The organism is Streptomyces sp. NPDC056600, from assembly GCF_042792855.1.
GTDB lineage: Bacteria > Actinomycetota > Actinomycetes > Streptomycetales > Streptomycetaceae > Streptomyces.
Genome location: NZ_JBHTVQ010000041.1, coordinates 43,801 through 59,815, shown reverse-complemented (window position 1 = coordinate 59,815; position 16,015 = coordinate 43,801). Strand labels below are relative to the sequence as shown.

Genomic DNA, 16,015 nt, shown 5'->3' with positions numbered 1-16,015 from the left:
CTCGGCGGCCGCCTCGGCCCGCTCCCGCTCCTCCATCTCGGCGAAGACGTCGATGGGCGCGGGCGCCTTGGCCAGGAAGACCCAGGTCAGCCAGACGGCCAGCAGGAACGGCGGGATCTTCAGCCCGATCAGCACCCAGCCGAGCTCGGTGGTGTCCGCCCACCAGTACAGCGGGAAGAGGATCGCGCACTTGGCGAGCAGGATCAGGCCCCAGGCGACGCTGGCCTTGGAGTAGGCCTTCTTGCGGCCCGGGTTCCGCTTGCGCCAGGACAGGTTCTCCTTGAACAGCGGTCCGAGGATCACGCCGATCAGGGGGAAGCCCAGCGCCGTGGACAGCAGGTAGGCCACCGCGAGACCCAGCGTGTAGAGCATGCCGGGCAGGTAGAAGTCCTTGGCGTTGCCCGTCATCATCGCGAAGACCACACCGAAGGCGACGCCGAAGACGCCGCTGAAGGCGTGCTTGACGGTGTCCTTCTGGACCAGCCGCAGGACGGCCATCAGCAGGGACACCGCGAGCGCGGCGATCGCCGAGACGTGCAGGTCCTTGTTGACGGTGTAGATCGCGACGAAGATCAGGCCGGGCACGACCGTCTCGATCATGCCGCGGACGCCGCCGAAGGCCTCGCCGAGTGCGGCCTCGGTCGCCGCCCGTGAGTCGTGCTCCGTCTGCGGTGCCTCTTCGGTCGGCTTGTCGAGCGACGTCACCGGCTACTCCCGTCCGAGGGGTCTCAGTTCGTAGTGGGGGTTGAACAGCACGCGGCGGCCCCGGATCAGGGTGATCCGTCCCGACGCGATCAGTCTGCGGCCGGGTTCCACGCCCACGATGGAGCGCCTGCCCAGCCACACCACGTCCAGGGCGGCCGAGCCGTCGAACAGTTCGGCCTCCAGGGCGGGGACCCCGGCCCGCGGGCGCAGGGTGACCGTGCGCAAGGTACCAGTGACGGTGACGACCTCCCGGTCGCTGCAGTCACCTATTCGGGTCATTCCCGCGGTGTCCGTCTCCTCCCGCAGCTCCTCGCACTCCAGGTCCTCCTGGGACGAGGAGAGCCGGTCGATCATGCGGCGGAACCGGCCCACCGGCTTGTCGGAACGGGGAACAGCGTTCATGCCTGAAGCCTACCGGGGCGGCGGGAGCCGCCGGAACCCGAACGGAACGCGGCATTCCGCACCCTCGCCCGGGGAGACGGAGGTTCCACCGGAAGAGTGCGGTTGCCTGCCCGCCGAGGGGTCCCCGAGACCTTCCGCCGCTTCCCCGGGCGGGCCCAGGACGCACTCCGCCGCGCCCCTCGAAGGGGCGCGGCGGTGCGGGGCGGTGACTAGCGGATCTCGGAGATCTCCGGGCCGCGCTGGAGCTGGCCGATGCCGCCCGCGAAGCGCGAGCCCTGGTCCTCGGCCGACGTCTGCATGCCCTCGGGCACCATCTGCGCGTCGTTCGGCAGCTTCAGCACGATCGGGTCCCGCGGAGCCATCGGCCCCTCGCCCCGGACCACGACCGTGTCGCGGAAGATGTGCTCCAGCAGACCGGCGGCCTCGGGCTGCACCGCGCCCTGCCCGGAGATGACGCCCCGCAGGAACCACCGCGGGCCGTCGACGCCGACGAACCGCACGACCTGGAAGCCGCCCGTGCCGTCGGGCAGCTTCACCGGTACCTGCGCGCGCAGCTCCCAGCCCAGCGGGCCCTCGGTCTCGTCGACGATGCCGCCCTGCTGGGTGATGCCGGAGGCGATCTCCTCCCGCACCTCGCCCCAGATGCCCTCACGCTTGGGGGCGGCGAAGGCCTGCAGCTGGATGGCGCTGTCGCGCAGCACGACGGTCGCGGCGACGATGGCGTCACCGGCGACCTCCACGCGCAGCTCCATGCCGTCGACCCCCGGCACGAACACGCCGCCGAGGTCCACGCGGCCCTCGCCGGGCTCACGGACCTCGGAGCTGTCCCAGGGCCCGTCGGGGCGCGGTGCAGGCTCCAGCCTCACCCGCTCCTGACCGGCCTCTTCCGCCCCGCTGCCGACACCGCCGACGACCTGCTCGGCCTCGCCCGCCGCGCCCTCGGCAGTGCCCTTCTTGCGACGTCCGAACACGTCACTGTCCTTCCCGGTCGGATACGCCCGAACCGTATCGATTCCCACCCGCCAAGTCGCCCACCGCGGCGTGACCGCCGGTTGACCCGAAGCCCCCCGCGGCCCGTACCGAGCCGGGAAGTTCCGCCACCTCGTGGAAGCGGACCCTCTCGACCTGCTGGACGACAAGTTGCGCGATCCGGTCGAAGCGCTCGAACCGCACCGACTCGCGCGGGTCGAGATTCACCACGATCACCTTGATCTCCCCACGGTACCCGGCATCCACCGTCCCTGGGGCGTTCACCAGTGCCACACCGCATCGAGCTGCCAGACCCGAGCGCGGGTGCACGAAGGCGGCATACCCCTCGGGCAGGGCGATCGAGACCCCGGTGGGCAGCACGGTCCGCTGCCCGGGGGCCAGTTCGCAGGCCTCGGTGGTGCGCAGATCGGCGCCCGCGTCGCCCGGGTGGGCGTAGGCGGGCAGCGGCACCTCGGGGTCGAGGCGGCGGATCAGCACCTGGAGGCCGTCGCTCACGGATTCACCTCGAAGGCGCGCGCCTGGCGCACCGCGTCGGGGTCGTCCATCACGGCCTGGATCTCTTCCTTGCGGCCGTTCTCGATGAAGTGGTCGACCTTGACCTCGATGAACAGCGCGTCCGCGCGGACCGCCACCGGGCCCTCGGGCCCGTCCAGGCGCCCGACGGCGGTCGCGTAGATCTTGCGGCCGGCCACGGCGGTGACCTCGGCGGTGATGTGGAGCACGCTGCCCACCGGCACCGGACGCCGGTAGTCGGTCTCCAGCCGCCCGGTCACCGAGATGGTGCGCAGCAGCCAGTTCAGGGAGCCCAGCGCGTCGTCCAGCGCGGTGGCGAGGATGCCGCCGTGCGCGAGGCCGGGGGCGCCCTGGTGTTCGGGACGCACGGTGAACTCGGCGGTGACGTCGACGCCGTCGCCGGCCCGGGTGACCAGGTGCAGGCCGTGGGGCTGGCCGGAGCCGCAGCCGAAGCAGTTCTCGTAGTGGGAGCCGACGGGCTCGCCGGGGGCGGGGGCCTCGGGGTGCCGCACCGGGGCGGCGGCGTCGGCGGGGGGCTGCACGGCCGTGTTCGTTGCACTCACGGCGCAGACCTTACCCGCGCGTACGCGCGAGGCGGACACCGTGCCAAGCTTGACGGCATGGAGCGTTCCCCCTCGCAGAGCCCCCAGCAGCCCGCCTCGCCCTCGCCGTCGGCGGCCGGGGCGTCCCCGGCCTCCGGCGGGGCGACGCCCGTCCGCGCCGTCGTGTCCTACGACGAGCGCCTGTCGGCGCCGTGGCACTGGTGGCTGTACTGCCTGCTGCTGGGCATGGCGGCGGCCCTGGTCGTCTATCCGTTCGGGGTGCTGCCGATGCTCGGCGGCCTGGTGCTGGGCGGGGCCCTGTCGGCGATCGTGGTGAGCTCCTACGGCTCGGCCAGGATCCGGGTGGCGGGCGACGCGCTGCTGGCGGGCGAGGCGCGCGTGCCGGTGCGGGCGCTGGGCGAGTCGGAGGTGCTGGACCCGGCGGAGGCGCGCGCCTGGCGGTCGCACAAGGCCGACCCGCGCGCGTTCATGCTGCTGCGTGCCTACGCGCCGAGGGCGCTGCGGGTCGAGGTCGTCGACCCGCAGGACCCGACTCCCTACCTCTACCTGTCCACCCGCGAGCCGGAGCGGCTGGCGGCGGCGATCGAGGCGGCCCGCCCGGCGGCTCGATAGCCGCCCGGGTCAGTCCTTCCGCGGGCCGTCGGGTCCGGGCGTCCCCGGCCCGGAACTGTCGCGCCCGGGCTCCTCGGGAGCCTCGTGGTCCCCGTGGACGGTCTCGGGCAGTGCCAGCGGCTCGGAGTGTCTGTCCAGCGGGGGCAGCTCCGGGAGGTGCTCCCAGGGGACCCGCACCTTGCGCAGGTCGGTGCGGATGTGTTCGGCGAACCGCCTGGTGTCGCGCCGGTTGACGACGGCGCCCACGGTGGCGCCCACCATGAAGGGCAGCATGTTCGGCACGTTGCGGATCAGGCGTCGTTTGATCTGACGCCTCAGCTGCTGTTTGAGGCCGGTGTCGACCACCGCGCGGAAGGTGCTGGGCCGGGTGGGGTCCACCCCGTGCTCGGAGGACCAGACCCTCACGTAGGCGATGCTGCGGGCGCGCAGATCGCCCGGAGGGCGCCGTCCGTAGACCTCGTGGAGTTCCGCCACGAGCTTCAGCTCGACGGCGGCGACGGCGGTGATCTCGGTCGCCATTCCGGCGGCCCAGGCCGGCGGGGCCGGCAGCATGTTCGCGGCGCCGACGCCGGCGCCCACGGCCGCCGAGGCCTTGGCCGCTCCGGCGACGAGCCGGTCGGCGATCTCCTCGGGGCCGAGCCCCGGGAAGTGCCGCCGCAGGGTGTCCAGGTCGCGCACCGGGATCCGGGGCGCGACGGCGACGATCCTCTCGGCGACGACGCCCAGCGCGGCGTGCAGCCGGCCTTCGGCCCGCCGCCGGGCGAGAAGCCCGTCGGACGCGGCCGGCGCCGGTGCACCGCCGCCGGCCGTCTCGAGCGGGGCTCCTTCGCCGGTCACGGCATCAGGGCCCCGCTCTTCGGCGTCACGCGCGCCGTACGAGCCGTCGGACGGCTCGAGGTCCGCTCCCCGCTTGCGGGAGCGGCGCTTCCAGGGTGGGGTCGAGCCGGGCACGGCCGACCCCGCCTCAGTCGCAGTCGCGGCAGATCGGCTGGCCGTTCTTCTCGCGGGCCAGCTGGCTGCGGTGGTGCACCAGGAAGCAGCTCATGCAGGTGAACTCGTCCTGCTGCTTCGGCAGCACCCGGACGGCGAGTTCCTCGTTGGAGAGGTCCGCTCCGGGCAGTTCCAGGCCCTCGGCGGCCTCGAACTCGTCGACGTCCACCGCGGAGGTGGACTTGTCGTTCCGCCGTGCCTTCAGTTCTTCCAGGCTGTCCGAGTCGACGTCGTCGTCGGTCTTGCGTGGAGTGTCGTAGTCGGTTGCCATGTCGCTCTCCCCCTCTGGGTGGTCTTGGGTGTCTCCAGCGCCGTTAACGCGTGAGAGGCCGGACTTGTGCCCGACCTGAGGCGGAGATTTTGCCTCACATCAAGGTCTGTTACTCAATCGACACCCAACCGGACTCCCGAAGAGTGATCGGCTCGGATGGCGAACCGGACCGTACACCCTGCGAATGCTCTGGTCCAAAGGCGTCTGTCCGTGTACTGCCCGGCATCAGGACGCCCGAAAACCCGGTTTTCCCTCATTTTCGGAGCCCGTTGTCGTCACGGAGAGTAGACGCTCTCCGTGACGCTTCTGTGATCGATCCCACAGCCCCTTCCTGGACGCGACACGCCGGAATTCAGCGCAGAGCGAACAGGAGGTCACTCGTTCAGAGGGGCAGCGTGACGCGCATCACCAGTCCGCCACCCTCACGGGGGACGGCCGTGATGTGCCCGCCGTGCGCCCGGGCGACCGACCGGACGATCGAAAGCCCCAGGCCGACGCCCTTGTCGCTGCCGGTCCGCTCGGTCCTCAGCCGCCGGAACGGCTCGAACAGGTTGTCGATCTCGTAGGCCGGTACCACCGGTCCGGTGTTGGACACCACCAGGACCGCCTGGCCGTGCTCGGCGCCGGTGGAGACCTCCACCCAGCCGCCCTCGGGCACGTTGTAGCGCACCGCGTTCTGCACCAGGTTCAGCGCGATCCGCTCCAGCAGCACACCGTTGCCCTGGACGACCACGGAGGACGGCTCGCCACGGAACTCCACGCCCCGCTCGGCCGCCTCGCCGCGCACCTGGTCGAGGGCGCGGCCGGCCACCTCCGCCAGGTCGACCGGCTTGCGTTCGACGATCTGGTTGTCGCTGCGCGCCAGCAGGAGCAGGCCCTCCACCAGTTGCTCGCTGCGCTCGTTGGTGGCGAGCAGGGTCCGCCCCAGCTGCTGGAGCTCGGGCGGCGCCCCCGGGTCGGAGAGGTGCACCTCCAGCAGGGTGCGGTTGATCGCCAGCGGGGTGCGCAGCTCGTGCGAGGCGTTGCCGACGAACCGCTGCTGGGCCGTGAAGGCCCGCTGGAGCCGCTCCAGCATCTCGTCGAAGGTGTCCGCGAGCTCCTTGAGCTCGTCGTCCGGGCCGTCCAGCTCGATGCGGCGGGACAGGTCGGAGCCGGCCACCGCGCGCGCGGTGCGGATGATCTTCCCCAGCGGGGAGAGCACCCGGCCCGCCATCGCGTAGCCGAAGGCGAACGCGATCACCGCGAGGCCCAGCAGCGCCAGCAGGGAGCGGCTGAGCAGGTTGTCCAGGGCGGCCTGCCGCTGCAGGTTCACGCAGCGGGCGATCTCCGCGTTGAACTCGCCCAGCGAGAGCTGTCCCGCGTTGACGGCGGGGCACCGGTCGCTGCTCACCCGGACGTCGGTGAACTGGATGATCTTGAACGGCGGCTGGTTGCCCGTGGAGATGGCCTGGGCCGCCAGCAGGTAGATCATCGAGAGCAGCACGATGCCGGCGATCAGGAACATGCCGCCGTACAGCAGCGTGAGCCGTATCCGGATCGTCGGGCGCAGCCACGGGAAGGACGACTGCTGCTCCTTGGGGTCCCAGGTCGGTCGCGGCGGGACGCCCGGCGGCGGAGGGGCGGCGGCCGGGGTCGGGGAAGCGGCCACGGCGCTCAGACCCGGTATCCGGAGCCGGGCACGGTGATGATCACCGGCGGCTCGCCCAGCTTGCGGCGCAGCGTCATCACCGTCACCCGCACCACGTTGGTGAACGGGTCGGTGTTCTCGTCCCACGCCTTCTCCAGCAGCTGCTCCGCCGACACCACGGCACCCTCGCTGCGCATCAGCACCTCGAGCACCGCGAACTCCTTGGGGGCGAGGTGGATCTGCCGGCCGTCCCGGTACACCTCGCGCCGGTTCGGGTCGAGCCGGATGCCGGCCCGCTCCAGTACCGGCGGCAACGGCACGCTGGTGCGCCGCCCCAGGGCCCGCACGCGGGCGATCAGCTCACTGAACGCGAAGGGCTTGGGCAGGTAGTCGTCCGCGCCCAGCTCCAGGCCCTCCACGCGGTCGCTGACGTCGCCGGAGGCGGTGAGCATCAGCACCCGGGTGGGTTCGCCCAGCTCGACGATCCGGCGGCACACGTCGTCGCCGTGCACCATCGGCAGGTCCCGGTCGAGGACGACCACGTCGTAGTCGTTGACACCGATCCGCTCGAGGGCGGCGGCGCCGTCGTACACGACGTCGACGGCCATCGCCTCGCGGCGCAGACCGGTGGCCACCGCGTCCGCGAGCAGCTGCTCGTCCTCGACGACGAGTACGCGCACGTCGGCCTTCCTTCCTGACGTTCCACCGGCCTGACATACCGGTGGGAGAAGCCTCCATCCTGCCTCTTGTGCCGGTAAGTCGGCCGTAAGGCGACGAAGCGCCCGGACGGGCCGGACCCGCCGGTGGCCGCCCCCGGACGGCCCCCGGACACGTCGAACGGGCCCCGGCGGGTTGCCGGGGCCCGTTCGACGGTGCCGGACCTGTGGGGTCGGTGTCAGACGCTCGCGGCGCCGACCTCCACACCGTGCTCGGCGGCCAGACGGCGCAGGTCGTCCAGTTCTCCCTGCTCCACCTCGGCGGCGAACTCGTCGCCCTCGTCGCGCGCCTGCGTGAGGTGGGACTCGGCAGCCCTTATGCGCTGGAGAAGCCCTGCGGTGAATGCGTCCATGCGGCGCCCCCTCGTCCTGGGTCGTGGGTCGGGAAGGGACGATCACGCACGGCGGTGGTGTCCGGCTTGTGTCTCCGGGGAAAGGGGAAGCCGGACGCCCGTGCCGTGCCGCTTGGTGGTACGGCACGTGCGGAGCGTGATCGCGGGGTTGAAACCGTCCTCCCCACGCGTCACCTGACGGAAACCTTGGGCGGCAAGGAAATCTGGCATAGGCCAGACGTTCACCGTGCCGACATACCGTGCCGCGTCCGCAGGTCGTGGCCTCCGCCGCAGTCCGGGAGGGCGGTCCGCCGGGCCGCGGTGAAAAGCGTCACACGGTCAGTCGTGCCAGGCGCCGAGCCGCTCCAGCAGCCCCTGAAGGGGTCCGAAGACCCCTTGCGTCGCGGCGACGGTGAGGTCGTCGGAGGGACGGCCGCCGGCCCGTCCGCCGGTGAGGGCGCCCGCCTCGCGGGCGATCAGCTCCCCGGCCGCCCGGTCCCAGGGGTGCAGCCCGCGCTCGTAGTAGCCGTCGAGACGGCCGGCCGCCAGGTCGCACAGGTCGACCGCGGCCGAGCCGCCGCGGCGGATGTCGCGCACCAGCGGCAGCAGCTCCCGCGCCACCTCCGCCTGGTGGGAGCGCACGGTGGTGACGTAGTTGAAGCCGGTGGCGATCAGCGCCTGCTCCAGGGGAGGCGACGGCCGCACGGCCAGCCGCCGCTCCCCCTCCCAGGACGGCCCGGTCACCCAGGCGCCGCCGCCGGAGACGGCGTGGAAGGTCTCGCCCCGCATGGGGATCTCCACCACCCCGGCCACCGCCTCGCCGTCCACCTCGGCGGCGATCGAGACCGACCAGGACGGCAGGCCGTACAGGTAGTTCACGGTGCCGTCGAGCGGGTCGACCACCCAGCGCACCCCGCTGGTGCCGGCCGAGGAGGCGCCCTCCTCGCCGAGGAACCCGTCCCCGGGGCGGCGTGCCGCTATCAGGTCGACGATCAGCTTCTCGGCGGCGATGTCCATCTCGGTCACCACGTCGATGGGGCTCGACTTGGTGGCGGCCACCTCGAGGTCGTCGGGGCGGCCGTCCCGCAGCAGCTCGCCGGCCCGGCGGGCCGCCTCCCGGGCGATCTCCAGCAGCTCTCGGTGCAGCTCGGTCTGGTGCAGGTCCGTCACGGTGTCCTCGCGTCCTGTCGGTACGTCTGGGGCGGTCGTGGGGCGGGTCGGGCTCCGGGGGCGGCGCGCGGGTGCGCCGCCCCCGGGTCCGGTCAGGCGTACGGGCTGTCCGCGCCCGCCGCGGCGGGCTTCGGGTTGCGCGCCGCGGGGCAGCAGCCCACCGGGCACACGTCGTGGCTCGCGCCGAGGGCGCCCAGCGCGCACGGCTTCACGGACTGCCCGCGCTCGGTGGCCGCCCGCTCCACGACCAGGTCCCGGACCGCCGCGGCGAACCGCGGGTCGGCGCCGACGGTCGCCGAGCGCCGCACCGGCAGCCCCAGCTCCTCCGCCTTGGCCTTGGCCTCGGTGTCGAGGTCGTAGAGGACCTCCATGTGGTCGGAGACGAACCCGATCGGCACCATGACCACGGCCGGGACTCCCGCCGCGTGCCGCTCCTCGAGGTGGTCGCAGATGTCCGGCTCCAGCCACGGGATGTGCGGGGCGCCGGACCGCGACTGGTAGACCAGCTGCCAGGCCCGCTCCACGCCGGTGCGCCCGCGGACCGCCTCGGCGATCAGCTGGGCGACGTCCAGGTGCTGGCGCACGTACGCGCCGCCGTCGCCGTGCTCGTCGACCGGTCCGGAGGTGTCCGCCGAGGCGGTCGGGATGGAGTGCGTGGTGAACGCCAGCTGGGCGCCGTCACGCACCTCCGCGGGGAGGTCCGCCAGGGCCTCGACCACACCGTCGATCATCGGCTCCACGAAGCCCGGGTGGTTGAAGTAGTGCCGCAGCTTGTCCACCCGGGGCAGCTCCAGCCCCTCGGCCTCCAGCGTGGCCAGGGCGTCCGCCAGGTTCTCGCGGTACTGCCGGCAGCCCGAGTAGGAGGCGTAGGCGCTGGTGGCCAACACCAGGATCCGGCGGCGCCCGTCGCGGACCATCTCGCGCAGGGTGTCGGTGAGGTAGGGGGCCCAGTTGCGGTTGCCCCAGTAGACCGGCAGGTCCAGCCCGTGCTCGGCGAAGTCCGCGCGCAGGGCGTCCAGGAGTTCGCGGTTCTGGTCGTTGATCGGGCTGACGCCGCCGAACAGGAAGTAGTGCTGACCCACCTCCTTGAGGCGTTCCTTGGGGATGCCGCGCCCCCGGGTGACGTTCTCGAGGAACGGCACCACGTCCTCGGGGCCCTCCGGGCCGCCGAAGGAGAGCAGCAGCAACGCGTCGTAGGGGGACGATTCGAGCACATCTGGCATGACTGGATCCTCCCACTGGCGACCGGTGGCGGGGAAACCGGGCCGCCCGGCCGGGTCGCCCGCATCCCTGCGCCCCCCTTGCCCCCACGCTCCCCGTCCGGACGCCCGTACACCCGGGGCACACCTGGTCGAACCAGTCGTAAGCTGTATCGACCAACCACTTCATGACCTGGGCCGCGACGCCCCTTTTCCCCGGAGAGCCCGTGCCCTCGCCCTACCGCGCCCTCTTCGCGCCGCCCGGGACCCGCGGCTTCTCCGCCGCGGGACTGGTCGGCCGGATGCCGCTGTCCATGATGGGCATCGGCGTGGTCACCATGATCTCCCAGGTCACCGGTCGGTACGGCCTGGCCGGCGCCCTCTCCGCGACCATCGCGCTCTCCTCGGCGATGCTCGGCCCGCAGATATCCCGGCTGGTGGACCGTCACGGGCAGAGCCGGGTGCTGCGCCCGGCGGTGCTGGTGGCGCTCACCGGCGCCGCCGGCCTGCTGGCCGCGACGCGCCTGCGCTGGCCGGACGCCACCCTGTTCGCCTTCGCCGCCCTGGTCGGCTGCGTGCCGAGCCTGGGCTCGATGGTGCGGGCCCGCTGGGCGGCCCTCTACCGCGGCACTCCGATGCTGCACACCGCCTACTCCTTCGAGTCGGTGATCGACGAGGTCTGCTTCATCGTCGGCCCGATCGTCTCCATCGGCCTGTCCACCGCCTGGTTCCCGGAGGCGGGACCGCTGCTGGCGGCGGTGTGCATGGCGGCCGGAGTGTTCTGGCTGACCTCCCAGCGCGCCACCGAGCCGAAGCCCCACCCGCCCGAGGAGTACGTGCGGGGCAGCGCGCTGCGCTCCCCCGGTCTCCAGGTGCTGGTGGCGACCTTCGTGGCCACCGGGACGGTCTTCGGCGCGGTCGACGTGGTGACGGTGGCCTTCGCCGAGGAGCTGGGCCACAAGGCCGCGGCCAGCCTGGTCCTCGCGGTCTACGCGGCCGGCTCCTGCGTCGCCGGACTGGTCTTCGGCGTGCTGCGCGTCCACGGCCGCCCGGAACGTCGCTGGCTGGCGGGTGTGTGTGCGATGGCCGCGAGTATGATCCCCCTCCAACTGGTCGGGAACCTGCCGTTCTTGGCCGTGGCGCTGTTCGTCGCGGGCCTCTTCATCGCCCCCACGATGATCACCACGATGTCCCTGATCGAGCAGCACGTACCACGCGCGCAGTTGACCGAGGGCATGACCTGGATCAGCACCGGCCTCGCGGTCGGCGTCGCGCTGGGGTCCTCGGCGGCCGGTCTGGTGATCGACTCGGCCGGTGCGCGGACCGGGTACGTGGTGCCGGCCGTGGCCGGAGCCGCCGCGGTGGCGGTCGGTTTCCTCGGGTACCGCCGGCTCACCAGGCCGGCCACGTCGCGGGGAGGCACCGTTGAGCAGCACGGCGAACGCACGGACACGGCAGAGCGACACCTGGCGTAACTGGGCGGGCAACGTCACCGCCCGCCCGGCCCGGCAGGTCGCGCCCGGCAGCGCCGAGGAGGTCGCCGCCGCGGTGCGTGACGCGGCGGAACGCGGTCTGCGGGTCAAGCCCGCGGGCACCGGTCACTCCTTCACCGCGGCCGCCGCCACCGACGGCGTCCTGATCCGCCCCGAACGGCTGGCCGGGGTGCACCGCGTGGACCGGGCAGCGGGAACGGTCACGGTCGGCGCCGGGACGCCGCTGAAGCAGCTCAACGCGGCGCTGGCCGGCGAGGGTCTGTCGCTGACCAACATGGGCGACATCATGGAGCAGACGGTCTCCGGCGCGGTGAGCACCGGAACCCACGGCACCGGCCGGGAGTCCGGCTCGATCTCCGCGCAGATCGTCGCCCTCGAACTGGTCACCGCGGACGGCTCGGTGCTCACCTGCTCCCGCGAGGAGAACCCCGAGATCTTCGCCGCCGCGCGGATCGGCCTCGGTGCGCTGGGCGTCGTCACCGCCCTGACGTTCAAGGTCGAACCGGTCTTCCTGCTCACCGCGCGCGAGGAGCCGATGAGCTTCGACCAGGTGACCGGCGCCTTCGAGGAACTGTGGTCGTCCAACGAGCACTTCGAGTTCTACTGGTTCCCGCACACCGGCAACTGCAACACCAAGCGCAACAACCGCAGCGCGGGCCCGCCGCGTCCGCTGGGCCGGGCGGGCGCCTGGCTGGAGGACGAACTCCTCTCCAACGGCGTCTTCGGAGCGGTCAACCGGCTGGGACGCGCGGTGCCGGCGACCATACCGACGATCGCGCGGGTGTCCAGCCGGGCGCTGTCCGCCCGGACCTACACCGACATCCCCTACAAGGTGTTCACCTCCCCGCGCCGGGTGCGGTTCGTGGAGATGGAGTACGCCCTTCCGCGCGAGGCGGTGGTCGACGCGCTGCGCGAACTGCGGGCCGCGGTCGACCGGTCGGGGCTGCGGGTCAGCTTCCCCGTGGAGGTGCGCACCGCGCCCGCCGACGACATCACGATCTCCACCGCCTCCGGCCGGGACAGCGCCTACATCGCCGTCCACATGTTCCAGGGGACCCCCTACCAGGCGTACTTCACGTTGGCGGAGCGCATCTTCACGGCCTACGAGGGCAGACCTCACTGGGGCAAGGTGCACACCCGCGACGCCGAGCACCTGGCCGGCGTCTACCCCCGTTTCGGCGAATTCCTGGAACTGAGGAACCGGCTGGACCCCGAACGGCGTTTCCAGAACGACTACCTGAGGCGGGTGCTCGGGGAGTAGGCGGCGCGCGCCCGACGCGGGCGCCGCGACGGGAAGATCACGGCGCGGGCGATTGGAACGGTCGGGACGGGGCAGGGATCAGGGGCGTGGACCGGGGCGTGAAACACGCCACGTCGCAAGGGCCGTCCGGGCCTTGGGACGTCGTGCCGGGACGATCTTGGGGTGACCCGCCCCGATTTCGACCGGCGCGCCAATCCACGCACGTGGCCCAAATGGAGTAGTGTTCAGAGCCCTGGGTCCGGACTCCCGCCTGGGCGCCCGCGATCCGTCAGGAACGCCGGGGAGGGAGGCTGTTGCTCAGGGTGACCGATCTGGGTCACTTGACGTTGCAAACAGGTAACCGTGCCATGACGGTGAGCCTGGGTCCGGCGCCCGACACGCCGGGCAACTCGGCAAGGTTGTGGCAGGCTGCACCCGGGCAGGCCACACTCGACTAGCGGAAGCAGCGACGCACGTGACGTCGGCAGGCACCACCCGGGAGGTCCCCATGCCCGAACTGCGTGTCGTGGCCGTCTCCAATGACGGCACACGGCTGGTGCTCAAGGCTGCGGACAGCACGGAGTACACGCTTCCGATCGACGAACGGCTGCGCGCCGCCGTGCGCGGTGACCGTCCCCGTCTCGGACAGATCGAGATCGAGGTGGAGAGCCACCTCCGCCCCCGCGACATCCAGGCCCGTATAAGGGCGGGAGCCACCGCGGAGGAGGTCGCGCAGCTGGCCGGCATCCCGGTGGACCGGGTGCGGCGTTTCGAGGGCCCCGTGCTGGCCGAGCGCGCGTTCATGGCGGAGCGCGCGCGCAAGACCCCGGTGCGGCGCCCGGGCGAGAACACCGGTCCCCCGCTGGGCGAGGCGGTCCAGGAGCGGCTGCTGCTGCGCGGCGCCGACAAGGACTCCGTGCAGTGGGACTCCTGGCGCCGCGACGACGGCACCTGGGAGGTGTTGCTGGTCTACCGCGTGGCGGGCGAGCCGCACACGGCGAGCTGGACCTACGACCCGCCGCGCCGTCTGGTCGCCGCGGTCGACGACGAGGCGCGCTCGCTGATCGGCGAGTCCGACGACCTCGGGCCGGCCGAGCCGGCGCATCCGTTCGTGCCGCGGATCGCGCGGCTGCCGCGGGATCGTGACCGCGAGCGTGACCGGGACCGGGACCGGGAGCGGGGCGACCGGTCGGAGCGGGCCGCGATCGTGCCCGCGCAGGCGCAGCCGTCCGACCTGGAGGAGGAGAGCGTCGGCGACTCGCTCACCAGCCTCCTCGAGGCGGTGCCGAGCTTCCGTGGCGACCTGGTCGTGCCGGAGATCCCCGGCGAGGGGTCCGACGGCCCGGACACCGAGCCCGACGTCGAGGAGCCGCCCGCGCCGGCGGCCTCCGCGGGGGCGGGCTCCGCGTACGCGGACGTTCTGATGCCGCGGGCGGTCAGCAGCCACCGGGACCGCCTGATCGGTGCGACGGATCGTCAGGCCGAGGCGGACGGGGTGCGTCCCGGTCGCCGCGCGGCGGTTCCCAGCTGGGACGAGATCGTCTTCGGCACCCGCCGCAAGAAGAACTCCGACTGACCCCGACCTCCGCGACACGGGCGACCCGCCTTCTCGCCATGCCCGGGCAGTACCTCCTGCGGGCGGCGTGAGCCCCATGCCCCCGTCCGCCTGCGGGCAATCGTGCCGCTGGGGCGGCACGGGTGGGCGCAGGGCCTCATGTCCTGGCGAGACGGCTCGCTCCCCGGAACCTCAGTCCCTCCTGGGAAGGGGGCGGGTCGGGGGAACAAAACGGTGCTGCCCACCGGGGCTGGCCCTGCCGCCGCGCTGCGGCAAGGTCACGTGCGTACGGTGCCGTCGGCTTGCGCGGGGTGGAGCGAGCCGCTCGCCGCGGAGGCTGGGGCCTGCGCCCGCCCGTGCCGCCCCCTGGGCGGCCCAGCCGCCCGCAGGGGAGGCGGGCAGGCGCGGCCACTCGCACGTAGGGTGAAGCCGGCCCAGCCGCCCGCAGGGTGGGGGGCGTACAGGCGTGGCTGCCGCGGTGGGGGCGGCTGGGGCGCGTGGTCAGCCCTTGGCGACGGGGCGGGTGGGGTCGGTGACCCATTCGGACCAGGAGCCGGGGTAGAGGGCCGCCCGGACGCCCACCACCTCCAGCGCCAGCACGGCCTGCGCCGCGGACACCCCCGACCCGCAGTACACCCCCACCCGGACCCCCTCCCGCCCGGCGCCCAACGCCTCGTACCGCTCGGCCAGCTCCGCCGGGGAGCGGAACAGGCCGTCCGGCGCGACGTTCCGCGAGGTCGGCGCGGAGACCGCCCCGGGAATGTGCCCGCCCACCGGGTCCACCGGCTCGACCTCCCCCCGGTACCGCTCCCCCGCCCGCGCGTCCAGCAGCAACCCGTCCGCCGCGCCCGCCAGTTCCGCGGCCCCCTCCGCGTCGACCACCGGCATCGCCCCCGGCCGCGGGAGGAAGTCCCCCGCCACGTGCGGCACTTCCGGCCCTTCCTGCAGCGGCCCCCGCCAGGCCGGCAGCCCACCGTCCAGCACCCGCACGTCCTCGTGCCCGGCCCACCGCAGCAACCACCACGCCCGGGCCGCGCCCCAGCCGATGCCGCCGTCGTAGGCGACGACCGGCCGTCCCGCGGACACCCCGGCGCGCCGCATCGCCGCGCCGAACACGGCGAGGTCCGGCAGCGGATGGCGTCCCCGCTCCCCCGGCGGTGCGGCCAGCTCACCGTCCAGGTCCACGTAGACCGCGCCGGGAAGGTGGCCGCGCTCGTACTCCGCGCGCCCGTCGAACGGGGGTGCGCCGCCCGCCTTGGCGACGCTCAACTGCCACCGCACGTCGAGCAGTACAGGAGGAGTGGGACCGTCCAGCGCAGCGGCCAGCTCGGCGGCCGTCACCAGTGCAGAGTTCATGCCCCGCATCCTGCCCGACACCCCGCCGCCCGCACCAACACGCGCCTTTCGGCCATCGCGCCACGCCGGGCGCGGGCCCCGGATGGCCACACCGCGCCGCGTTGGCTACGCTGCTCCGCCACGGCGCTTCGGTCACGCACCGCACCGGAACGCGCACCCACCGTGCGGGTGACGTCCCCATGTGAACACCTCGCGCATCGGTGGCGCATGTTCCGGCCCGGGGCGGGGATCCGCCGAGAAGAAAGGACTTTCCTCTCCCCGCATCCGGGGAACGGAAACCT

The 16,015-nt window shown here is 73.0% G+C and carries 17 protein-coding genes; 4 read left to right on the top strand and 13 right to left on the bottom strand.

Features of this window, described 5'->3' with window-relative positions; translation table 11 throughout:
* From ACFRAV_RS20660 to ACFRAV_RS20640, 5 genes are all read right to left on the bottom strand, one after another.
* Positions 1-705 (bottom strand): DUF3159 domain-containing protein (locus tag ACFRAV_RS20660; RefSeq protein ID WP_382557646.1); only part of this gene is annotated, 705 nt, incomplete at its 3' end.
* Between the two features lie 3 nt (positions 706-708).
* A complete protein-coding gene (locus tag ACFRAV_RS20655) occupies positions 709-1,107 on the bottom strand; it encodes an OB-fold nucleic acid binding domain-containing protein (RefSeq protein ID WP_382557644.1) in 399 nt (132 codons plus the stop codon).
* A gap of 209 nt (positions 1,108-1,316) precedes the next feature.
* Complete coding sequence (locus ACFRAV_RS20650; protein WP_382557643.1) at positions 1,317-2,078, bottom strand: DUF3710 domain-containing protein; 762 nt, start codon at positions 2,076-2,078, stop codon at positions 1,317-1,319.
* Position 2,079: 1 nt separating this feature from the next.
* Entirely contained in the window at positions 2,080-2,574 is a 495-nt protein-coding gene (dut, locus tag ACFRAV_RS20645; RefSeq protein WP_382557670.1) for a dUTP diphosphatase, read from the bottom strand.
* A 14-nt stretch (positions 2,575-2,588) separates the two neighbouring features.
* Positions 2,589-3,173, bottom strand: coding sequence for a PaaI family thioesterase (locus ACFRAV_RS20640; protein ID WP_351118342.1), 585 nt, complete (start codon positions 3,171-3,173; stop codon positions 2,589-2,591).
* A 57-nt stretch (positions 3,174-3,230) separates the two neighbouring features.
* On the opposite strand from ACFRAV_RS20640, the gene ACFRAV_RS20635 reads away from it, so the two are divergent.
* Positions 3,231-3,785, top strand: a complete 555-nt coding sequence (locus ACFRAV_RS20635; RefSeq protein WP_382557642.1) for a DUF3093 domain-containing protein — start codon at positions 3,231-3,233, stop codon at positions 3,783-3,785.
* A gap of 9 nt (positions 3,786-3,794) precedes the next feature.
* Here ACFRAV_RS20635 and ACFRAV_RS20630 read toward each other — a convergent pair whose 3' ends face one another.
* From ACFRAV_RS20630 to ACFRAV_RS20600, 7 genes are all read right to left on the bottom strand, one after another.
* The gene (locus tag ACFRAV_RS20630) at positions 3,795-4,736 is read right to left on the bottom strand and encodes a hypothetical protein (RefSeq protein ID WP_382557640.1); all 942 of its coding nucleotides are present in this window, start codon (positions 4,734-4,736) and stop codon (positions 3,795-3,797) included.
* A gap of 13 nt (positions 4,737-4,749) precedes the next feature.
* A complete protein-coding gene (locus tag ACFRAV_RS20625) occupies positions 4,750-5,046 on the bottom strand; it encodes a DUF4193 domain-containing protein (RefSeq protein WP_005481602.1) in 297 nt (98 codons plus the stop codon).
* Between the two features lie 382 nt (positions 5,047-5,428).
* Positions 5,429-6,694: a sensor histidine kinase gene (locus tag ACFRAV_RS20620; protein WP_382557637.1), complete on the bottom strand. Its 1,266-nt coding sequence runs from the start codon at positions 6,692-6,694 to the stop codon at positions 5,429-5,431.
* A 5-nt stretch (positions 6,695-6,699) separates the two neighbouring features.
* Positions 6,700-7,353: a response regulator transcription factor gene (locus ACFRAV_RS20615; RefSeq protein ID WP_351118346.1), complete on the bottom strand. Its 654-nt coding sequence runs from the start codon at positions 7,351-7,353 to the stop codon at positions 6,700-6,702.
* Positions 7,354-7,568: 215 nt separating this feature from the next.
* Complete coding sequence (locus tag ACFRAV_RS20610; protein ID WP_170145025.1) at positions 7,569-7,742, bottom strand: hypothetical protein; 174 nt, start codon at positions 7,740-7,742, stop codon at positions 7,569-7,571.
* Positions 7,743-8,060: 318 nt separating this feature from the next.
* A complete protein-coding gene (locus tag ACFRAV_RS20605; protein WP_382557668.1) occupies positions 8,061-8,882 on the bottom strand; it encodes an inositol monophosphatase family protein in 822 nt (273 codons plus the stop codon).
* A gap of 101 nt (positions 8,883-8,983) precedes the next feature.
* Complete coding sequence (locus ACFRAV_RS20600) at positions 8,984-10,114, bottom strand: ferrochelatase (RefSeq protein WP_382557634.1); 1,131 nt, start codon at positions 10,112-10,114, stop codon at positions 8,984-8,986.
* 203 nt (positions 10,115-10,317) lie between these two features.
* Here ACFRAV_RS20600 and ACFRAV_RS20595 point away from each other — a divergent pair, with 203 nt between their 5' ends.
* From ACFRAV_RS20595 to sepH, 3 genes are all read left to right on the top strand, one after another.
* Positions 10,318-11,565 (top strand): MFS transporter, encoded by a 1,248-nt coding sequence (locus ACFRAV_RS20595; RefSeq protein WP_382557632.1) that lies wholly within the window; start codon positions 10,318-10,320, stop codon positions 11,563-11,565.
* Complete coding sequence (locus ACFRAV_RS20590) at positions 11,516-12,844, top strand: D-arabinono-1,4-lactone oxidase (RefSeq protein WP_382557630.1); 1,329 nt, start codon at positions 11,516-11,518, stop codon at positions 12,842-12,844. The genes ACFRAV_RS20595 and ACFRAV_RS20590 overlap by 50 nt, the downstream gene beginning before the upstream one ends.
* A gap of 487 nt (positions 12,845-13,331) precedes the next feature.
* A complete protein-coding gene (gene sepH, locus ACFRAV_RS20585; RefSeq protein WP_382557628.1) occupies positions 13,332-14,399 on the top strand; it encodes a septation protein SepH in 1,068 nt (355 codons plus the stop codon).
* A 480-nt stretch (positions 14,400-14,879) separates the two neighbouring features.
* On the opposite strand, the gene ACFRAV_RS20580 is transcribed toward sepH, so the two are convergent.
* On the bottom strand, positions 14,880-15,743 hold the full coding sequence (locus ACFRAV_RS20580; protein WP_382557626.1) for a sulfurtransferase: 864 nt from the start codon (positions 15,741-15,743) through the stop codon (positions 14,880-14,882).
* Between the last annotated feature and the right edge of the window lie 272 nt (positions 15,744-16,015).